A 15,212-nucleotide genomic window follows, 5' to 3' on the forward strand; every position below is an offset into this window, starting at 1 on the left:
CAGGGCCGACGGGGCATGGAGGGAAGGTAGCCTTTCACCGTGCCCCGTCTGTCTGAAGTCATCGCCGCGCTCGAGAAGCTGTGGCCCCCCGAGCGGGCCGAGTCGTGGGACGCGGTCGGCACCGTCGCCGGCGACCCCGACGCGGAGGTCTCCCGGGTCCTGTTCGCCGTGGACCCCGTCCAGGAGACCGTCGACGAGGCGGTGAAGCTGGGCGCGGACCTGCTGGTCACGCACCACCCGCTCTATCTGCGCGGCACGACGACCGTCGCCGCCACCACCTTCAAGGGCCGCGTCGTCCACACGCTGATCAAGAACGATGTCGCTCTGCACGTCGCGCACACCAACGCCGACCGTGCCGACCCGGGCGTCTCCGACGCGCTCGCGGGCGCCCTCGACCTCCGCGTCACCGGCCCCCTCGTACCGGACCCGACCGACCCCGCGGGCCGCCGCGGACTCGGCCGGATCTGCGAACTCGAACACCCCGTCACCCTGCGCGAACTCGTGGGCCTGGCCGCCGACCGGCTGCCCGCCACCGCGCAGGGCATCCGCGTCTCGGGCGACCTCGACGCGACGATCCGCACGATCGCCGTCAGCGGCGGCTCCGGCGACAGCCTCTTCGCCGACGTGCGCGCCGCGGGCGTCGACGCGTTCCTCACCGCGGACCTGCGCCACCACCCCGCGTCCGAGGCACGTGAGCAGAGCCCCCTCGCGCTCCTCGACGCCGCCCACTGGGCCACCGAGCAGCCCTGGTGCGAGCTGGCGGCCGCCCAGCTCGACGAGCTCTCCGACCGCTACGGATGGGGACTTCGCGTCCACGTCTCGAAGACGGTCACCGATCCCTGGACCGCCCACGCGGCGTCCAACGCCACACCGATCCCAACTGGAGCCCCCAACTGAACGCCGCGCCCGCCGACCAGATCCGACTTCTCGACGTCCAGGCCCTGGACGTACGACTGTCGCAGCTCGCGCACAAGCGCAAGTCGCTGCCCGAGCACGCCGAGATCGAGTCGCTGAACAAGGACCTCACGCAGCTGCGCGACCTGCACGTCGCCGCGCAGACGGAGGAGAGTGACTGCGCCCGCGAGCAGACCAAGGCCGAGCAGGACGTCGACCAGGTCCGCCAGCGCGCCGCCCGTGACCAGCAGCGCCTGGACTCCGGCGCCGTCACGTCCCCCAAGGACCTGGAGAACCTCCAGCGCGAGATCGCCTCGCTCGCCAAGCGCCAGGGCGACCTGGAGGACGTCGTCCTCGAGGTCATGGAGCGCCGCGAGTCCGCGCAGGAGCGCTTCGAGGAGCTGACCGGCCGGGTCGCCTCCGTCCAGGGCAAGATCGACGACGCGACGGCCCGCCGCGACGCCGCCTTCGAGGAGTTCGACGGCGAGACGGCCACGGCCACGAAGGAGCGCGGGATCGTCGCCGGCTCCGTCCCCGACGACCTGCTGAAGCTCTACGACAAGCTGCGCGTCAAAGAGGGCGGCGTCGGTGCGGCCCGCCTCTACCAGCGCCGCTGCGAGGGCTGCCAGCTGGAGCTGAACATCACCGAGCTGAACGAGGTGCGGGCCGCGGCGCCCGACTCCGTGGTGCGCTGCGAGAACTGCCACCGGATCCTGGTGCGCACGTCCGAGTCCGGCCTGTAGGAGCCTTCGTGGTGCGGGAGTTCATCGTCGAGGCCGACGGCGGTTCCCGGGGCAACCCGGGGCCCGCGGGCTACGGCTCGGTCGTCATCGACGCGGCGACGGGGGAGACCCTGGCGGAGACCGCCGAGTACATCGGCATCGCCACGAACAACGTCGCCGAGTACCGGGGGCTCGTCGCCGGCCTGCGTGCCGCGCACGCCCTCGACCCGCAGGCGTCGGTGCACGTCCGGATGGACTCCAAGCTCGTCGTCGAGCAGATGTCGGGCCGCTGGAAGATCAAGCACCCCGACATGCGGCCCCTCGCGGCGGAGGCGGCCACCGTGCTGCCGGCGTCGCAGGTGACGTACGAGTGGATCCCGCGCGAGCGGAACAAGCACGCGGACCGGCTCGCCAACGAGGCGATGGACGCGGGCAAGCGGGGCAAGCAGTGGGAGGCCTCGCGCTCGACCGCCGAACTCGATACGCCGCGTCCCCAGGCGGACCGGGGGGCTCCGCCCGGAGACGCGGCGGCCGGGGCAGCCAAGGCCCGGGCCGCGCTGGCGGGGACGCGGGGCACCGCGGACGCGCGGGCCGCGGGGAACGTGGCGGGCACCGCGTCCCAGGGCTGGTCGGCGGCGCCCGATCTCGGGGCACCCGCCACCTTCGTACTCCTGCGGCACGGCGAGACCGCGCTCACGCCCGAGAAGCGGTTCTCCGGATCCGGCGGCAGTGACCCCGAACTGTCGGCGGCCGGGCGCTCGCAGGCCGAGCGGGTCGCCGCCGCGCTCGCCGCGCGCGGCACCGTCCAGGCGATCGTCTCGTCGCCGCTCAAGCGGTGCCAGGAGACGGCGCGGACCGTCGCGGCCCGCCTCGGGCTCGACGTCCACATCGAAGAGGGCCTGCGCGAGACGGACTTCGGGGCGTGGGAAGGGCTGACCTTCGGGGAGGTCCGCGAGCGCTACCCGGAGGACATGAACGCCTGGCTGGCCTCGTCGAAGGCCGAACCGACCGGCGGCGGCGAGAGCTTCGCGGCGGTCGCCCGTCGGGTCGCCGCGACGCGGGACCGGCTCGTCGAGCGGTACGCGGGCCGCACGGTCCTCCTGGTCACGCACGTCACGCCGATCAAGACGTTCGTACGGCTCGCGCTCGGCGCGCCGCCGGAGTCACTGTTCCGGATGGAACTCTCGGCGGCGTCGCTGTCGGCGGTCGCGTACTACGGGGACGGCAACGCGAGCGTGCGCCTGCTCAACGAGACGGCGCACCTGCGCTGACGTCCGCGCTGCCTGAGGTCCGCGTCACCTGAGGCCGGCCGCTTCGCGGGCCAGCGTCTCGATCCGCGCCCAGTCCTTCGCCGCCACCGCGTCCGCGGGAAGCATCCAACTGCCGCCCACACAGCCGACGTTCTCGAGTGCCAGGTACGAGGGCGCCGAGCTGAGGGAGACACCGCCGGTCGGGCAGAACCGCGCCTGCGGCAGCGGACCGGCCAGCGACTTCAGATACGGCACACCGCCCGCGGCCTGTGCGGGGAAGAACTTCATCTCGCTCACCCCGCGCTCCAGGAGCGCCACGACCTCCGACGTCGTGGAGACGCCCGGCAGGAACGGCACGCCGGACTTCTTCATCGCGTCGAGCAGCGTGTCCGTCCAGCCGGGGCTGACCAGGAAGCGCGCTCCGGCCGCGACGGAGTCGGCGACGTTCTGCGGCGAGATGACCGTGCCCGCGCCGACGACGGCGTCCGGCACCTCGTCCGCGACGGCGCGGATCGCGTCGAGCGCGGCCGGCGTCCGCAGCGTCACCTCGATCGCCCGTAGGCCGCCCGCGACGAGCGCCCGCGCGAGCGGCACGGCGTCGGCGATGTCCTCCACGACGACGACGGGTACGACAGGGGCGAGATCGAGCACGGAGGAATCAGTCATGGGGCCATCCTGCCCCGCGGTGTGCAGCATGCGCAAAGGGCGTTGCGCATGCTGCAATGCGCTGAGGGTTGGTGCTCAGTGGATCTGGGTCACCACGACGTCGATGGCCCACGCCGTCCCCGCCTTCGCGGGCGCCTGCGCCTCCACCACATGGCCGAGATCCCGCAGCGCCTCGACCAGCTCGGCCGGGCCCGCGGGCGTGGTGCCGGTCTCCAGGAGCGTGCGCACGATCCGGCCCTTCGTCGCCTTGTTGAAGTGCGACACGACCGAACGCTTTTCCACGCCGGTCACCGGATCCGTCTGCGCATGCAGCACCCGCACCGTCGCGGTACGCCCCGCGACCTCCCCCTTCGGCTTCCACGCACTCGTGTACGCGGACGACCTCAGGTCGAGCACGAGCCCGTCCCCGGCCGCCTCGGGAAGCACCTCGGCCATCGGCTTGCGCCAGTGTGCGCCGAGCGCCCCGAGCCCCGGCAGCTTCACGCCCATCGAGCAGCGGTACGAAGGGATCCGGTCACTCACCCGCACCGCGCCCCACAGCCCGGAGAAGACCAGCAGCGAACGCGTCGCCCGGCGCTTCGCCGCCGCGTCCAGGGTGGCGAGACCGAGCGCGTCGTAGAGGACACCCGTGTAGATCTCACCGGCGGGCCGCGCGCCCGCGGTGCGCAGCTCCACGTTCTTCGCGATCTCGCCGCGCAGCCCCTCGCTGAGGCCGAGCACCTCGCGCGCCTTGTCCTCGTCGGCGGCACACAGCTCGACGAGCTCGTCGAACACGGCCTGCCGCGCCCCGGCGAGCCCCGGCAGGGACAACGACTCAGGCTTCAACGGGGCGCCGCGCCCCGACGGGGCCTTGCCTTCGGACGGCGGCAGCAGCACGAGCACGATCGGACTCCTCGGGACAGTGTTGCGGATCGGGGGGTGCGGCCCCATCGAAAGCGTACGGAAGGGAAGGGGGTGCCGGGGAACGCGGGGCGCGGCGGATCATGGGGTGCCTAGGTCATGGGGTGCCCGCGGTTGTGGGATGCCGGGGAACGTGGGGTGCCGGAGAGCACGGGTGCCGCGGATCACGGGTGCCGCGGATCACGGGTGCCGCGGATCACGGGGCGCCGCGTCCATGAGGTGCCGCGGTTCCGGCGCACCGCGGTCACAGGGTGCCGACACCCCCGCCCCGTCCTACGCTCGGTGCATGCCCCGCCGTCATCTCCGTGTGACCGGCGCAGCCGAGGCTCCGCTGCGTGCCGCGCTGTGTGAACTGCGTACGACCCTGGACGTCCCCGGGGCCTTCCCGGCCGACGCCCTCGCGGAGGCGGAGCGGGCCGCGGCGGCCCCGCACCCGCCGGCACCGGCCGGCAGGGACGCCACCGACGTCCCCTTCTTCACGATCGACCCGCCGACCTCCGTCGACCTCGACCAGGCGATGCACCTCTCGCGCCGCGACGGCGGCGGCTACCGGGTCCGCTACGCCATCGCCGACGTCGCCGCGTACGTCACGCCCGGCGGCCCCCTCGACACCGAGGCCCACCGCCGCGTCACCACGCTCTACTTCCCCGACGAGAAGGTCCCCCTGCACCCCACCGTGCTCAGCGAGGGCGCCGCCAGCCTGCTCCCCGGCCAGACCTGCCCCGCCGTCCTGTGGACGCTCGACCTCGACGCCGAGGGGCGCACCGTCGCCACCGACGTGGCCCGCGCCACCGTCCGCAGCCGCGCGAAGTTCGACTACGAGGGCGTGCAGAAGGCCGTCGACGACGGCACCGCCGAGGAACCCGTAGCGCTCCTGCGGGACATCGGGCTCCTGCGCGAACAGCTCGAGACCGAGCGCGGCGGCATCTCCCTCAACGTCCCGGAACAGGAGATCACCGAACGCGACGGCCGCTACGAGCTCGGCTACCGCGCCCCCCTGCCCGCCGACGGCTGGAACGCCCAGATCTCCCTGCTCACCGGCATGGCCGCCGCCGACCTCATGCTCGCCGCGGGCACCGGCATCCTGCGCACCCTGCCCGCCGCCCCCGATGGCGCCGTCGGCCGGCTGCGCCGCACGGCCCGCGCCCTGCACATCGACTGGCCGCACCACGTCCCGTACGCCCAGCTCGTCCGTTCGCTCGACCCGAAGAAGCCGCACCACGCGGCCTTCCTCCAGGAGTGCACGACGCTCCTGCGCGGTGCCGGCTACACCGTGTTCAGCGGCGGCACGCTCCCCGACCTCACCGTCCACGCAGCCGTCGCCGCGCCCTACGCCCACTGCACGGCCCCGCTGCGCCGCCTCGCCGACCGCTACGCCTTGGAACTGTGCCTGGCCGCCTGCGCGGGCACCCCGCCCCCGGAGTGGGTGCTCGCCGCACTGCCCGGCCTGCCGAAGGAGATGGCGGAGGGCACGCGCCGGGCCAACGCCGTCGAGCGCGGCTGCGTCGACATCGTCGAGGCGGCGCTCCTCAAGGACCGGATCGGCGACATCTTCGAGGCGTGCGTCGTCGACGTGAAGGACCACGAACCGGCCGTCGGGACCGTTCAGTTGACCGATCCCGCGGTCGTCGCCCGCATCGAGGGCGGTACGGCTCCGCTGCCGCTGGGGGAGCGGCTGCGGGTGCGGCTGACGCAGGCCGACCCCGGGGCGGCGAAGGTTCAGTTCGCTCCCGCGTAGGCCCCTTCTCCCGTGCTCATGTGCCACGATCGAGGGAAGAACTCCCGATCTCACGGACGGTGGAGCCCCCGATGGCCGAGTCCGGCGAGCGACCGGGGGAGGGGCGTGACATGACGGCCATGGCGCACGAGCCGCACGAGTCGCTCACCTGCCGTTCGGCAAACCCGTGTCTCTCCCCGCCCCGTTCGACTTCGAGATAGAGACCTCGGCATTCGTCTGACCGTCGGGGTCTCCCACGCCGGGTAGCATGGTCGGCACGGCAGACGAGCCGGGCGGACGGCCGCGTGAGGACCCTTTCACCAGGGTTTTCCCGAGGAACGTCCGGGCTCCACAGGGCAAGGTGGTGGCTAACGGCCACCCGGGGTGACCCGCGGGACAGTGCCACAGAAAACAGACCGCCGGGGACCGCAAGGCCCTCGGTAAGGGTGAAACGGTGGTGTAAGAGACCACCAGCGCCTGAGGTGACTCAGGCGGCTAGGTAAACCCCACCTGGAGCAAGGTCAAAAGGAGCCGCTTCCTCGCAAGAAGAGGCGGCTCTGCGCGGACGTTCGAGGGCTGCCCGCCCGAGTCCGCGGGTAGACCGCACGAGGCCGGCGGCAACGCCGGTCCTAGATGGATGGCCGTCTCCCCGGCCGCCGCGAGGCGACCGGGCGACAAAACCCGGCGTACAGCCCGACTCGTCTGCCGTACCGCCCTGACCAGGGACAACACCCCGGTCTGGGCGGTTTCTCGTTTCTGCGGGGTGTTGATGTTGTCGTACGGGGCGATGGCCGTCTGCCCCGGGCAGAGGGCGAGGGGGCACAGACCGGCCGCCGCGAGGACGGGCACGGCGGTCGGTTGGGCCCAGGTGGGCGGCCCTCCGCATGTCGTTGGACGCGAAGAGGCCGACTGCGGCCCACCCCGTCGGGTGGGACCCAGCCGGCCTCTGTGGCGCCCGCACAAGGGGGTTGGCGGGGCGCCGGGTGCCCCGGTGGAGTTCCGCTGGGGGGCAGCGGTCATCGGACACCAGTTTCATCATGAGGCGTGGCGCGACGAGAGAGAAGACCGGTGCGCGTACGGAGCCTCAACTCCCGGTGAACCAGGGGCAAGTGCGGGACTGCGAGGACCCGGAAGGCGACGGACCCGCCCATGCCGATCTGCCCGGCGTACAGCCGTCTCGGCTGCCCGCCAGGTCACCGATCCGCGCTCACCCGCTCACTCACCGCAACGTGTGCGACGTACGCCCCGACGCCTCGTCGATCTCGTCGTGGGCCTTGGTCAGCATCTTCATCGCCAGCTCGTTGAGCGCCCTCGCTCCCGCGACCTCCTCGCCGACCCGCGGCTGGTTCGCGTCGGAGGGGTGGCGGCTGGCGTAGCCATGGGCCCGTACCTCGCTCCCGTCGGGGAGCCGGACGAGCGCGGCGGCACGCGTGCGATGTGTGTCTTCCTCGAATTCCAGCTCGACATGCCATCCGACAGCGGTCTGTGCCGACATCGCGATCACCTCCGGGACTGCTATTACCAGGGTGCGCCTGTCGGCCCCGCGACGCACCACGTCCCGCCGGAGGCCGCCCGAGCCGCTCAGTCCTCCGGCTCCGGCGTCCACCCCGTCTCCGCCGCCCACTTCTCCGCGACCGCCACCACCAGGTCGACCACCGGGTCCTTCACATCGGCGTAGGTGCCGGTGTCGGAGACCCGGGAGGCGAGGGCGTACTTGAAGTGGGCGTAGGCCGGGACCGCCTCCGGGTGGGTGCGGAACCAGTCGCGGAAGAGCAGGGCCAGACGTTCGTTGGGGGAGCCCGCGAGGCGTACGTGCAGGTTGACCGGATCGGCGGCCGTGCCGCGGCGGGACCAGAAGCGCTTGGCCCAGCGCGACGGTACGTCGTCCAGGCCCGCCGGTACATGGTCCCGGCGGTAGCGGGAGAGCCGGAAGCCGAGGTCCGCGAGGGGGCCCGCGAACGAGGCCTCCGCCTCGTCCAGGTCGGCGACGCTCACCTGGAGGTCGTAGACCGGCTTCGCCGCCATCCCCGGGATCGACGTGCTGCCGATGTGTTCCGCCCGCAGGGCCATCGGGCCGAGCGCGGCGCCGAGCTCGGCGCACAGCGCGCGGCCCCGCTCCGGCCAGGCCGCGTCGTACGGGGCGACGACGGGGATCTCCGACTCGGGCATCATCAGACGGCTTCCAGCGCGACGTGCGGTTCGGCCGGCAGGACCACGCGGATCGCGTCGCCGGGGCGTACCACGCCGCCGGTCCGCACCACGCTCATGATCCCGCCCTTGCGGACGATCGCCCCGTTCTCGTCGCGCCCGACGACCCGCTTGAGCAGCCCGTCCTGGAAGTGGTCGATCTGCCGGCACGGGTTGCGCAGGCCCGTGACCTCGACGACCGCGCCGCCCTCGCCCAGGTGCAGGAGCGTGCCGGCGGGCAGCGCGAGCAGGTCGATGCCGGTTGTCGTGACGTTCTCCCCGAGGTCGCCCGGAGCGACGTCGTGGCCCTGCTCGGCGACCTCGGCGAACAGCTCCTCGTGCATGAGGTGGACCTGCCGCAGGTTCGGCTGCGTCGGGTCCTTCGCGACGCGGGAGCGGTGCTTGACCGTGACGCCCGCGTGCACGTCGCCGTCCACGCCGAGCCCGGCGAGCAGCGTGATGCTCTCCCGGTTCGGCTTCGTGAAGGAGTACGTCTCGTTGCTGCTGACCGCGATGACCGTGCCGCCGTCGAACCTGCCCATGCCAGGGCCCCCGTTTCCGCGCCGGTGATCCCTGATCCCGGCCGCCTGATCCGTGATCCCGGCCGTCCGGACCGCGATCCACGCCGAGCCTAGGGCCTGCGCCGATCGATCGACGCGACTGTGCGCGACCTGATCCGCCGAACAGGCCCTGGGCTTCAGCCGTGGCCCACCCGCTCGGCGATCTGCGCCGCCACATCGCTCGGCGCCCGCTCCGTCGTGTCGACGACCGTCGCCGCGCGCGACAGCCAGGGCAGCGCGTCGTTGTAGGACGCGATGTGCTTGAGGCGCCACGGGCGGATCTCCTCGGTGTCGCCGTTGATGCGCCGCGTCAGGGTGTCCGCGTCGGTGTGCAGGACGAAGTGGTGGACCGGGATCCCCGCCGCGGCGAGCCCGTCAATGATCTGTGTCCAGTAGTCCTCGACGAGCACGGTCTGCGGGATCACCAGCGTCCCGCCGACGAAGCCGAGGACGTCCCGCGCGGTCGCCACGGTCAGGCTCCGCCAGGGCTCCCACTCCTGGAAGTTGTCGCACGGTACGTCGCCGATGACGTCCCGTAGCAGGTAGCCGACGTTCTCCGAGTCGAAGATGCGTGCGTCCGGCAGGAGCTTCACGAGCTCGTTCGACGTGGTGGTCTTGCCGGCGCCGAAGGTGCCGTTCAGCCACACGATCATGAGGTGAGCGACCTCTCCGCCACCCGGCGCAGATGCGCCGCGAGCACCTCCGGGGCGTCCGGGGTCAGTGTGCGCAGGGCGACCAGGGCCGTCACCACCACGTCGCAGAGCTCCGACTCGACGTCCTGCCAGGAGTGGCTCTCGCCCTTGCGCGGGTTCTGGCCCGTCGCGCCGATGACCGCCTGGGCGACCTCACCGACCTCCTCCGACAGCTTCAGCACCCGCAGGAGCAGGGCCTCGTCCGCGGTGCGGCGGTTGTGCGAGTCGAGCCAGGCGTGCAGCCCGTCGACGGTCTCCCACACGCTGTCGTACGTGGGCGGGGCGGGGTCGTGCCGGGCGCTGGGCCGCGTGGTGTCGGGCATACCCGCAGCCTGCCACGGACGCGCTACTCGTCGGTGCTGTCCATGGAATCCTCCTGCGGACCCGTCCCGCCCACCCGCTTGTTGCGCGACGCCACGACCGCGAGCGCCGCCGCGGCGCTGCCCACGAGGGCGGCCGGGACCATCCAGTGCCGGTCCAGGGCGTGGCCGAGCGCATGGTCGAGGGAGTAGCGGCCCGCGCCGGTCACCGCGAGTCCGGCCGCGACGAAGCCGAGGAAGGCCGGGTACTCGTAGCCGCCGCCCTGGGCGAAGAAGCCGTTGGGCGCGTGCACCGCGACCGCGCCGGCCATCGTGCCCGCGGCGGCGGCCCCGCCGACGGGCGTGGCGAGGCCCAGGGCGAGCAGGACGCCACCGCCCGCCTCGCCGACACCGGCGGCCAGGGCGCTCGCCTTCGGCGGGGCGAAGCCCATGGCCTCCATCCCGGCGGTTGTGGCGCGCAGGCCACCGCCGCCGAACCAGCCGAGCAGTTTCTGAGCTCCGTGCGCGGCGAGCACACCGCCCGTGCCCACGCGCAGCACGAGCAGTCCCAGGTCTTTGCGGTCCACACAACGCTTGTGACAGGTCATGGTCCTACGGTCCGGCAGGCCCGGTCCCGGCACGCGGTGCGCGGGCCCGTTCGGGTGGCGTGGCCCGGGCCGCGGTGTGAGTCTGGGCCGGGGGCCCGGGCCCCGCGCGGCCGGGGTCCCGAACCGGCGACGAACGACCGGAGGGTCCGGCACCGCAGCGCCGGAAGGAGAGGCAGGAGACGGCGTAATGGCCATCCAGACAACGAAGCTCAGCGACCCGGCCGTCCGGGCCTTCGTCACCGCGGTGAACTCCCACGACCGGGAGGCCTTCCGGGCCGCACTCGCGCCCGGCGCGACGATGTCCGACGACGGGGCCGACCGGGACATCGACGAGTGGACCGGCAGCGAGATCTTCGAATCCAACGGGCACATGGAGATCGAGAAGGAGTCCTCGGGCGGCCTCGCCCTCACGGCCCTCTACCGCAACGACGCCTGGGGCGAGATGCGGACGAAGTGGCAGTTCGTCGTGGCGGGCGGCAAGGTGACCCGCTTCGAGACCGGCCAGGCGTAACTCCGAGGTCAGCCGGTAATCCGTACCGCCGCGCCGCTCACCCGGACTCGCGGGTCGCCCTCGCGCAGTGTCACCGTCAGCTCGCCCGGGCGGCCCATGTCCTCGCCCTGGTGGAGGGTGAGGACCGCCTCGGAGGGGACGAGTCCGAGTGCGCGCGCGTACGCGCCGAACGCGGCCGCGGCGGCCCCCGTCGCCGGGTCCTCCACGACACCGCCGACCGGGAACGGGTCGCGGGCGTGGAAGACGAACTCCGAGGCGCGCCAGACCAGTTGGACCGTGGTGAGATCGAGGCGGTGCATCAGGGCCTCGAGGCGCGCGAAGTCGTAGGAGAGGTCCGCGAGCCGCGCGCGTGTCGCGGCCGCGAGGACGAGGTGGCGGTTGCCCGCGTACGCGATGCGCGGCGGGAACGCCGGGTCGAGGTCGGCGGCGGGCCAGCCGAGAGCGGCGAGAGCCTCGGCCAGGTCGTCGGACGCCACGTCGGTGAGGTGCGGCTCGACGCTGGTGAGCGTCGTGCGCGGGGTGCCGTCGGTGCCCTGAGTGACCGTCACCGGCACCTCGCCGGCCTGCGTGGCGAAGAGGTAGTCGCCGGGCCCGTGGATCTCGCCGAGCGCCACGCCCGTCGCCACGGTGGCGTGCCCGCAGAACGGGACCTCGGCTTTGGGGCTGAAGTAGCGCACGGTGTAAGAGCGCTGCGCGCCGCCGGGCTCCGGGGTGCCGTCGGGCGCCGGGATCAGGAACGCCGTCTCGCTGTAACCGAGCCGGGCCGCGATCGCGAGCATCTGCTCGTCGTCGAGCGCACGTGCGTCGAGCACGACCCCGGCGGGGTTGCCGCCCTCGGGGTCCGTGGTGAAGGCGGTGTATCGCAGCACGTCGGCGTTGGTGTTCATGACGGGGGAGCGTAGCGCGGGCAGCCGCAGCGCGGCTCGGGTTCTCCTGCGGTCCCGTCGACAGGTCCCCCCTGCCTCCGGGCCGCGGAACGGCTGCCCGCCTTCCCCCTCGGAAATGGCTCAGTGGCAGCTGATCCCGCCGGGCCCGTCGCCCCACGAGCAGGAGTCGAGCTGGGAGCCGTTCGGCTTGATGAGGCGGGCCTTGTCGCCGGTGTTGTTCCAGACGTACGAGCCCCGGCCCCAGTAGCGCACGCCGGAGGCGTTGGTGCCCTTGCCGGTGCGGACCTTGACGGTCTTGCCGGCGCCGATGTTGTAGCTGCCGAACGTGTACGTGTAGCCGGTGTTGTCCTTCAGCTTGTAGCCCTTGAGCTGGATCGCGGAGCGGGTGTTGTTGTGGATGTTCACCCACTCCGCGTTCAGCGAGGAGTTCGACCGGCTGTCGCTGCCCGGGCTGTCGTACTGGATGTAGCCCAGGTGCAGACCGCCCTGGTGGGCGGCCGCGGAGGCGGGGGACGCGGCGAGCAGGGAGACCGACAGGACGCCGGCTGCCAGGGCGGCGGAGGCTGTGGAACGTATGCGCATTAGTGTGCTCCGAATGTGAAGTTCTCATGGAGAGATGCTGAGCATACGGGCCGTGCTGCCCTGAATTAGTCCGGTAGGTCCCATTCCGTTTGTGGAGATTAATCTCTCAACCGCGCCCGATGTACGGCATGTTGGTCGCCAGGACCGTCGCGAACTGCACGTTCGCCTCCAGAGGCAGCTCGGCCATGTGCCGCACCGTGCGCGCCACGTCCGCGACATCCATCACCGGCTCCGGCGCCAGTGTTCCGTTCGCCTGGAGGGTCCCGGCCTGCATGCGCTCCGTCATGTCGGTCGCCGCGTTGCCGATGTCGATCTGCCCGCACGCGATCCGGTACGGACGTCCGTCCAGGGACAGCGACTTCGTCAGCCCGGTCAGTGCGTGCTTCGTCGTCGTGTACGCGGTCGAGCGCGGCCGCGGCGTGTGCGCCGAGATGGAGCCGTTGTTGATGATCCGGCCACCCTGCGGGTCCTGCTCCTTCATCTGCCGGAACGCCGCCTGCGCGCACAGGAACGCGCCGTTGAGGTTCGTGTCGACGACGTGGCGCCAGGCGTCGTACTCCAGGTCCTCGACCGGGACCGCGGGCCCGAACGTGCCCGCGTTGTTGAAGAGCAGGTCGAGGCGGCCGAACCGGTCGCGTACGGCGGTGAAGAGCGCGGCCACGTCGTCGGGGCTGGAGACGTCGGTCCGTACGCAGAGCGACCTGGCCGCGGCCTCGGGGGCGAGGGCCGCCGTCGCGTCCAGGGTCTCGGTGCGGCGGCCCGCGAGCGCCACCTGCCAGCCCGCGCGGAGCAGTTCGACGGCGACGGCCCGGCCGATGCCGGAGCCCGCGCCGGTCACGACGGCGCTGGGTACGGCGGTCGGTTCGTGCGGTTCCGGGGCGTTGTTCTGAGCGTTCATGGCCCCGGAGCGTACGGCAGGAGGGGTCATACGGAGATCACTCATCCGCCATGTGGCGGCCGTGCGCATGACAGGTCACGGTCGTCCCCCGGCACTCCAATTTCCTCTGACAACAACCGTCAGGGGAGGGTCACATGACAGCCGAACGACGCCATCCGAGCCGGCACTCGGCCGAACTGCGCGCCGCGGCGGGCCACTTGGGCCGCCGCCGCTTTCTCACCGTCACGGGCGCCGCCGCCGCGCTCGCCTTCGCCACGAACCTGCCGGCCGCGGGCACCGCGAGCGCCGCCGAGTTCGACGCGCGGAAGATCACCGCCGACCCGTTCACACTCGGTGTGGCGTCCGGCGACCCGCTGCCCGGCTCCGTCCTGCTGTGGACGCGCCTGGCCCCGTCCCCGTACGAGGCGGACAGCGGGCTGCCCGCCGAGCGCATAGCCGTCCAGTGGGAGCTCGCGCACGACGAGCGCTTCCGGCGCGTCGTCAGACGCGGCACGGCCACCGCGCATCCCGAGTTCAACCACTCCGTCCACGTCGAGGTCGAACACCTCGCGCCGGGCAGCGTCTACTACTACCGCTTCCGCACCGGCAAGTGGGTCAGCGGCACCGGCCGGACGCGCACGGCGCCCTCCGCCCACACCCGCACCTCGGCCCTCACCCTCGCCGCGGTCTCCTGCCAGGCCTACCACGACGGCTACTTCACGGCCTACAAGCACCTCGCCGACGACGCCTCCGTCGACGTCGTCTTCCACCTCGGCGACTACCTCTACGAGTACGCCGTGAACTCCGCCGGCGGCGCCCGCGCCTACACGGGCGGTGACGTGCTGCCCGCCCACTTCAACCGCGAGACCGTGACGCTGGAGGACTACCGGCTGCGGTACGCGCTCTACAAGTCCGACCCGGACCTGCGGGCCGCGCACGCCGCGCACCCCTTCGTCGTCACCTGGGACGACCACGAGACCGAGAACAACTACGCGGACGACATCGACGAGCAGGACGGCCCGCCCGCCGAGTTCCTGCTCCGCCGCGCCTCCGCGTACCGCGCCTACTGGGAGAACCAGCCCCTGCGCCGCCCGCAGCTCCCGCAGGGCCCCGACGCCCAGATGTACCGGCGCCTGATCTGGGGCAAGCTGGCCCAGTTCGACATCCTCGACACCCGCCAGTACCGCTCCAACCAGGCGTACGGCGACGGGTCCCACGTCCCCGGTCCCGAGTCGGACGACCCGGCGCGCACCATCACCGGCGCCACACAGGAGCGGTGGCTCATCGACGGCTGGCGCCGCTCGAACGCCCTGTGGAACGTCGTCCCGCAGCAGGTCACCTTCTCGCAGCGCAAGCTCGACCTGAACGCGGCCGCGAAGGTGTCCATGGACGCGTGGGACGGCTACCGCGCCTCGCGCCGGCGGGTCCTCGCCGGGGCCAGGGCGGCCCGCGTCGACAACCTGATGGTGCTCACCGGCGACGTGCACGTCGGCTACGCCTTCGACATCAAGGACAACTTCGACGACCCGTCGTCGAAGACCCTCGGCACGGAGATCGTCGCCACGTCCGTCAGCAGCGGCAAGGACGGCGCGGACAAGCCGGCGAACTGGGGCACGTACACCCAGGCCAACCCGCACCTGAAGTTCTACAACGGACGCCGCGGCTACGTGACGGTCGCGCTCGGCGAGCACGAGGCCCGCGCCGACTTCAAGACGGTCCCCGCGGTGACGACGCCGGGAGCCCCGATCACCACGGCGGCGTCGTTCGTGACCGAGGTGGGCGACCAGGGTTTGCGCCCGGCATAACCCACACCGGCCAACCCGCGCCCCCGAGTCATTCTCAGGGGCGCGGGCAGCTGCT

Annotated in this window: 17 protein-coding genes and 1 other RNA gene; 7 read left to right on the forward strand and 11 right to left on the reverse strand. The window is 72.4% G+C overall.

All coding sequences use genetic code 11. The annotated features are described in order from the left end of the window. Window positions 1-39: 39 nt before the first annotated feature. Genes CG723_RS05145 through CG723_RS05155 form a run of 3 tightly spaced genes read left to right on the forward strand, consistent with a single transcriptional unit; the run spans window position 40 to window position 2,887 of the window. On the forward strand, window positions 40-897 hold the full coding sequence (locus tag CG723_RS05145) for a Nif3-like dinuclear metal center hexameric protein (RefSeq protein WP_100592027.1): 858 nt from the start codon (window positions 40-42) through the stop codon (window positions 895-897). Then, complete coding sequence (locus CG723_RS05150) at window positions 894-1,637, forward strand: zinc ribbon domain-containing protein (RefSeq protein ID WP_199841688.1); 744 nt, start codon at window positions 894-896, stop codon at window positions 1,635-1,637. The genes CG723_RS05145 and CG723_RS05150 overlap by 4 nt, the downstream gene beginning before the upstream one ends. An 11-nt stretch (window positions 1,638-1,648) precedes the next feature. After that, window positions 1,649-2,887, forward strand: coding sequence for a bifunctional RNase H/acid phosphatase (locus tag CG723_RS05155; protein WP_100592029.1), 1,239 nt, complete (start codon window positions 1,649-1,651; stop codon window positions 2,885-2,887). A 24-nt stretch (window positions 2,888-2,911) separates the two neighbouring features. On the opposite strand, the gene eda is transcribed toward CG723_RS05155, so the two are convergent. Beyond that, window positions 2,912-3,532, reverse strand: a complete 621-nt coding sequence (eda, locus tag CG723_RS05160) for a bifunctional 4-hydroxy-2-oxoglutarate aldolase/2-dehydro-3-deoxy-phosphogluconate aldolase (protein ID WP_100592030.1) — start codon at window positions 3,530-3,532, stop codon at window positions 2,912-2,914. A gap of 75 nt (window positions 3,533-3,607) precedes the next feature. Further along, window positions 3,608-4,414 carry a peroxide stress protein YaaA gene (gene yaaA, locus CG723_RS05165; RefSeq protein WP_100592031.1) on the reverse strand — a complete coding sequence of 269 codons (807 nt, stop codon included), beginning with the start codon at window positions 4,412-4,414 and terminating at the stop codon, window positions 3,608-3,610. 304 nt (window positions 4,415-4,718) lie between these two features. Here yaaA and CG723_RS05170 point away from each other — a divergent pair, with 304 nt between their 5' ends. After that, window positions 4,719-6,170, forward strand: a complete 1,452-nt coding sequence (locus CG723_RS05170) for an RNB domain-containing ribonuclease (protein WP_100592032.1) — start codon at window positions 4,719-4,721, stop codon at window positions 6,168-6,170. A gap of 264 nt (window positions 6,171-6,434) precedes the next feature. Then, window positions 6,435-6,854, forward strand: an RNA gene (gene rnpB, locus CG723_RS05175) — RNase P RNA component class A. A 514-nt stretch (window positions 6,855-7,368) separates the two neighbouring features. On the opposite strand, the gene CG723_RS05180 is transcribed toward rnpB, so the two are convergent. The 6 genes from CG723_RS05180 to CG723_RS05205 all read right to left on the reverse strand — a co-directional run bounded on the left by CG723_RS05180 (window position 7,369) and on the right by CG723_RS05205 (window position 10,495). After that, window positions 7,369-7,644 carry a DUF1876 domain-containing protein gene (locus CG723_RS05180; protein ID WP_100592570.1) on the reverse strand — a complete coding sequence of 92 codons (276 nt, stop codon included), beginning with the start codon at window positions 7,642-7,644 and terminating at the stop codon, window positions 7,369-7,371. Between the two features lie 86 nt (window positions 7,645-7,730). Then, entirely contained in the window at window positions 7,731-8,321 is a 591-nt protein-coding gene (locus tag CG723_RS05185; protein ID WP_234374155.1) for a GrpB family protein, read from the reverse strand. Next, a complete protein-coding gene (locus CG723_RS05190) occupies window positions 8,321-8,878 on the reverse strand; it encodes an MOSC domain-containing protein (RefSeq protein ID WP_100592033.1) in 558 nt (185 codons plus the stop codon). Before CG723_RS05190 ends, CG723_RS05185 begins: the two co-directional genes overlap by 1 nt. 155 nt (window positions 8,879-9,033) lie before the next feature. Continuing rightward, complete coding sequence (locus CG723_RS05195) at window positions 9,034-9,549, reverse strand: AAA family ATPase (protein WP_100592034.1); 516 nt, start codon at window positions 9,547-9,549, stop codon at window positions 9,034-9,036. Continuing rightward, window positions 9,546-9,911 carry a MazG-like family protein gene (locus tag CG723_RS05200; protein ID WP_100592035.1) on the reverse strand — a complete coding sequence of 122 codons (366 nt, stop codon included), beginning with the start codon at window positions 9,909-9,911 and terminating at the stop codon, window positions 9,546-9,548. Before CG723_RS05200 ends, CG723_RS05195 begins: the two co-directional genes overlap by 4 nt. 23 nt (window positions 9,912-9,934) lie before the next feature. Next, complete coding sequence (locus tag CG723_RS05205; protein ID WP_100592036.1) at window positions 9,935-10,495, reverse strand: DoxX family protein; 561 nt, start codon at window positions 10,493-10,495, stop codon at window positions 9,935-9,937. A 187-nt stretch (window positions 10,496-10,682) separates the two neighbouring features. Between CG723_RS05205 and CG723_RS05210 the strand changes: the two genes are divergently transcribed. Then, the gene (locus tag CG723_RS05210) at window positions 10,683-11,006 is read left to right on the forward strand and encodes a hypothetical protein (RefSeq protein ID WP_100592037.1); all 324 of its coding nucleotides are present in this window, start codon (window positions 10,683-10,685) and stop codon (window positions 11,004-11,006) included. A gap of 8 nt (window positions 11,007-11,014) precedes the next feature. Here CG723_RS05210 and CG723_RS05215 read toward each other — a convergent pair whose 3' ends face one another. From CG723_RS05215 to CG723_RS05225, 3 genes are all read right to left on the reverse strand, one after another. Then, window positions 11,015-11,893: a PhzF family phenazine biosynthesis protein gene (locus tag CG723_RS05215; protein ID WP_100592038.1), complete on the reverse strand. Its 879-nt coding sequence runs from the start codon at window positions 11,891-11,893 to the stop codon at window positions 11,015-11,017. 120 nt (window positions 11,894-12,013) lie between these two features. Beyond that, window positions 12,014-12,475 (reverse strand): lamin tail domain-containing protein, encoded by a 462-nt coding sequence (locus CG723_RS05220; RefSeq protein ID WP_100592039.1) that lies wholly within the window; start codon window positions 12,473-12,475, stop codon window positions 12,014-12,016. A gap of 106 nt (window positions 12,476-12,581) precedes the next feature. Then, entirely contained in the window at window positions 12,582-13,373 is a 792-nt protein-coding gene (locus tag CG723_RS05225; protein WP_100592572.1) for an SDR family oxidoreductase, read from the reverse strand. A 134-nt stretch (window positions 13,374-13,507) separates the two neighbouring features. On the opposite strand from CG723_RS05225, the gene CG723_RS05230 reads away from it, so the two are divergent. Continuing rightward, the gene (locus CG723_RS05230; protein ID WP_100592040.1) at window positions 13,508-15,157 is read left to right on the forward strand and encodes an alkaline phosphatase D family protein; all 1,650 of its coding nucleotides are present in this window, start codon (window positions 13,508-13,510) and stop codon (window positions 15,155-15,157) included. Window positions 15,158-15,212: the final 55 nt, after the last annotated feature.

This window comes from Streptomyces sp. CB01635 (assembly GCF_002803065.1).
GTDB lineage: Bacteria > Actinomycetota > Actinomycetes > Streptomycetales > Streptomycetaceae > Streptomyces.

Excerpts from the sequence above, each read along its gene's own strand:
- eda (WP_100592030.1), bottom strand. The coding sequence starts at position 3,532 with ATGACTGATTCCTCCGTGCTCGATCTCGCCCCTGTCGTACCCGTCGTC.
- CG723_RS05170 (WP_100592032.1), top strand. The coding sequence starts at position 4,719 with ATGCCCCGCCGTCATCTCCGTGTGACCGGCGCAGCCGAGGCTCCGCTG.
- CG723_RS05180 (WP_100592570.1), bottom strand. The coding sequence starts at position 7,644 with ATGTCGGCACAGACCGCTGTCGGATGGCATGTCGAGCTGGAATTCGAG.
- CG723_RS05185 (WP_234374155.1), bottom strand. The coding sequence starts at position 8,321 with ATGATGCCCGAGTCGGAGATCCCCGTCGTCGCCCCGTACGACGCGGCC.
- CG723_RS05190 (WP_100592033.1), bottom strand. The coding sequence starts at position 8,878 with ATGGGCAGGTTCGACGGCGGCACGGTCATCGCGGTCAGCAGCAACGAG.
- CG723_RS05195 (WP_100592034.1), bottom strand. The coding sequence starts at position 9,549 with ATGATCGTGTGGCTGAACGGCACCTTCGGCGCCGGCAAGACCACCACG.
- CG723_RS05200 (WP_100592035.1), bottom strand. The coding sequence starts at position 9,911 with ATGCCCGACACCACGCGGCCCAGCGCCCGGCACGACCCCGCCCCGCCC.
- CG723_RS05205 (WP_100592036.1), bottom strand. The coding sequence starts at position 10,495 with ATGACCTGTCACAAGCGTTGTGTGGACCGCAAAGACCTGGGACTGCTC.
- CG723_RS05210 (WP_100592037.1), top strand. The coding sequence starts at position 10,683 with ATGGCCATCCAGACAACGAAGCTCAGCGACCCGGCCGTCCGGGCCTTC.
- CG723_RS05215 (WP_100592038.1), bottom strand. The coding sequence starts at position 11,893 with ATGAACACCAACGCCGACGTGCTGCGATACACCGCCTTCACCACGGAC.
- CG723_RS05220 (WP_100592039.1), bottom strand. The coding sequence starts at position 12,475 with ATGCGCATACGTTCCACAGCCTCCGCCGCCCTGGCAGCCGGCGTCCTG.
- CG723_RS05225 (WP_100592572.1), bottom strand. The coding sequence starts at position 13,373 with ATGAACGCTCAGAACAACGCCCCGGAACCGCACGAACCGACCGCCGTA.
- CG723_RS05230 (WP_100592040.1), top strand. The coding sequence starts at position 13,508 with ATGACAGCCGAACGACGCCATCCGAGCCGGCACTCGGCCGAACTGCGC.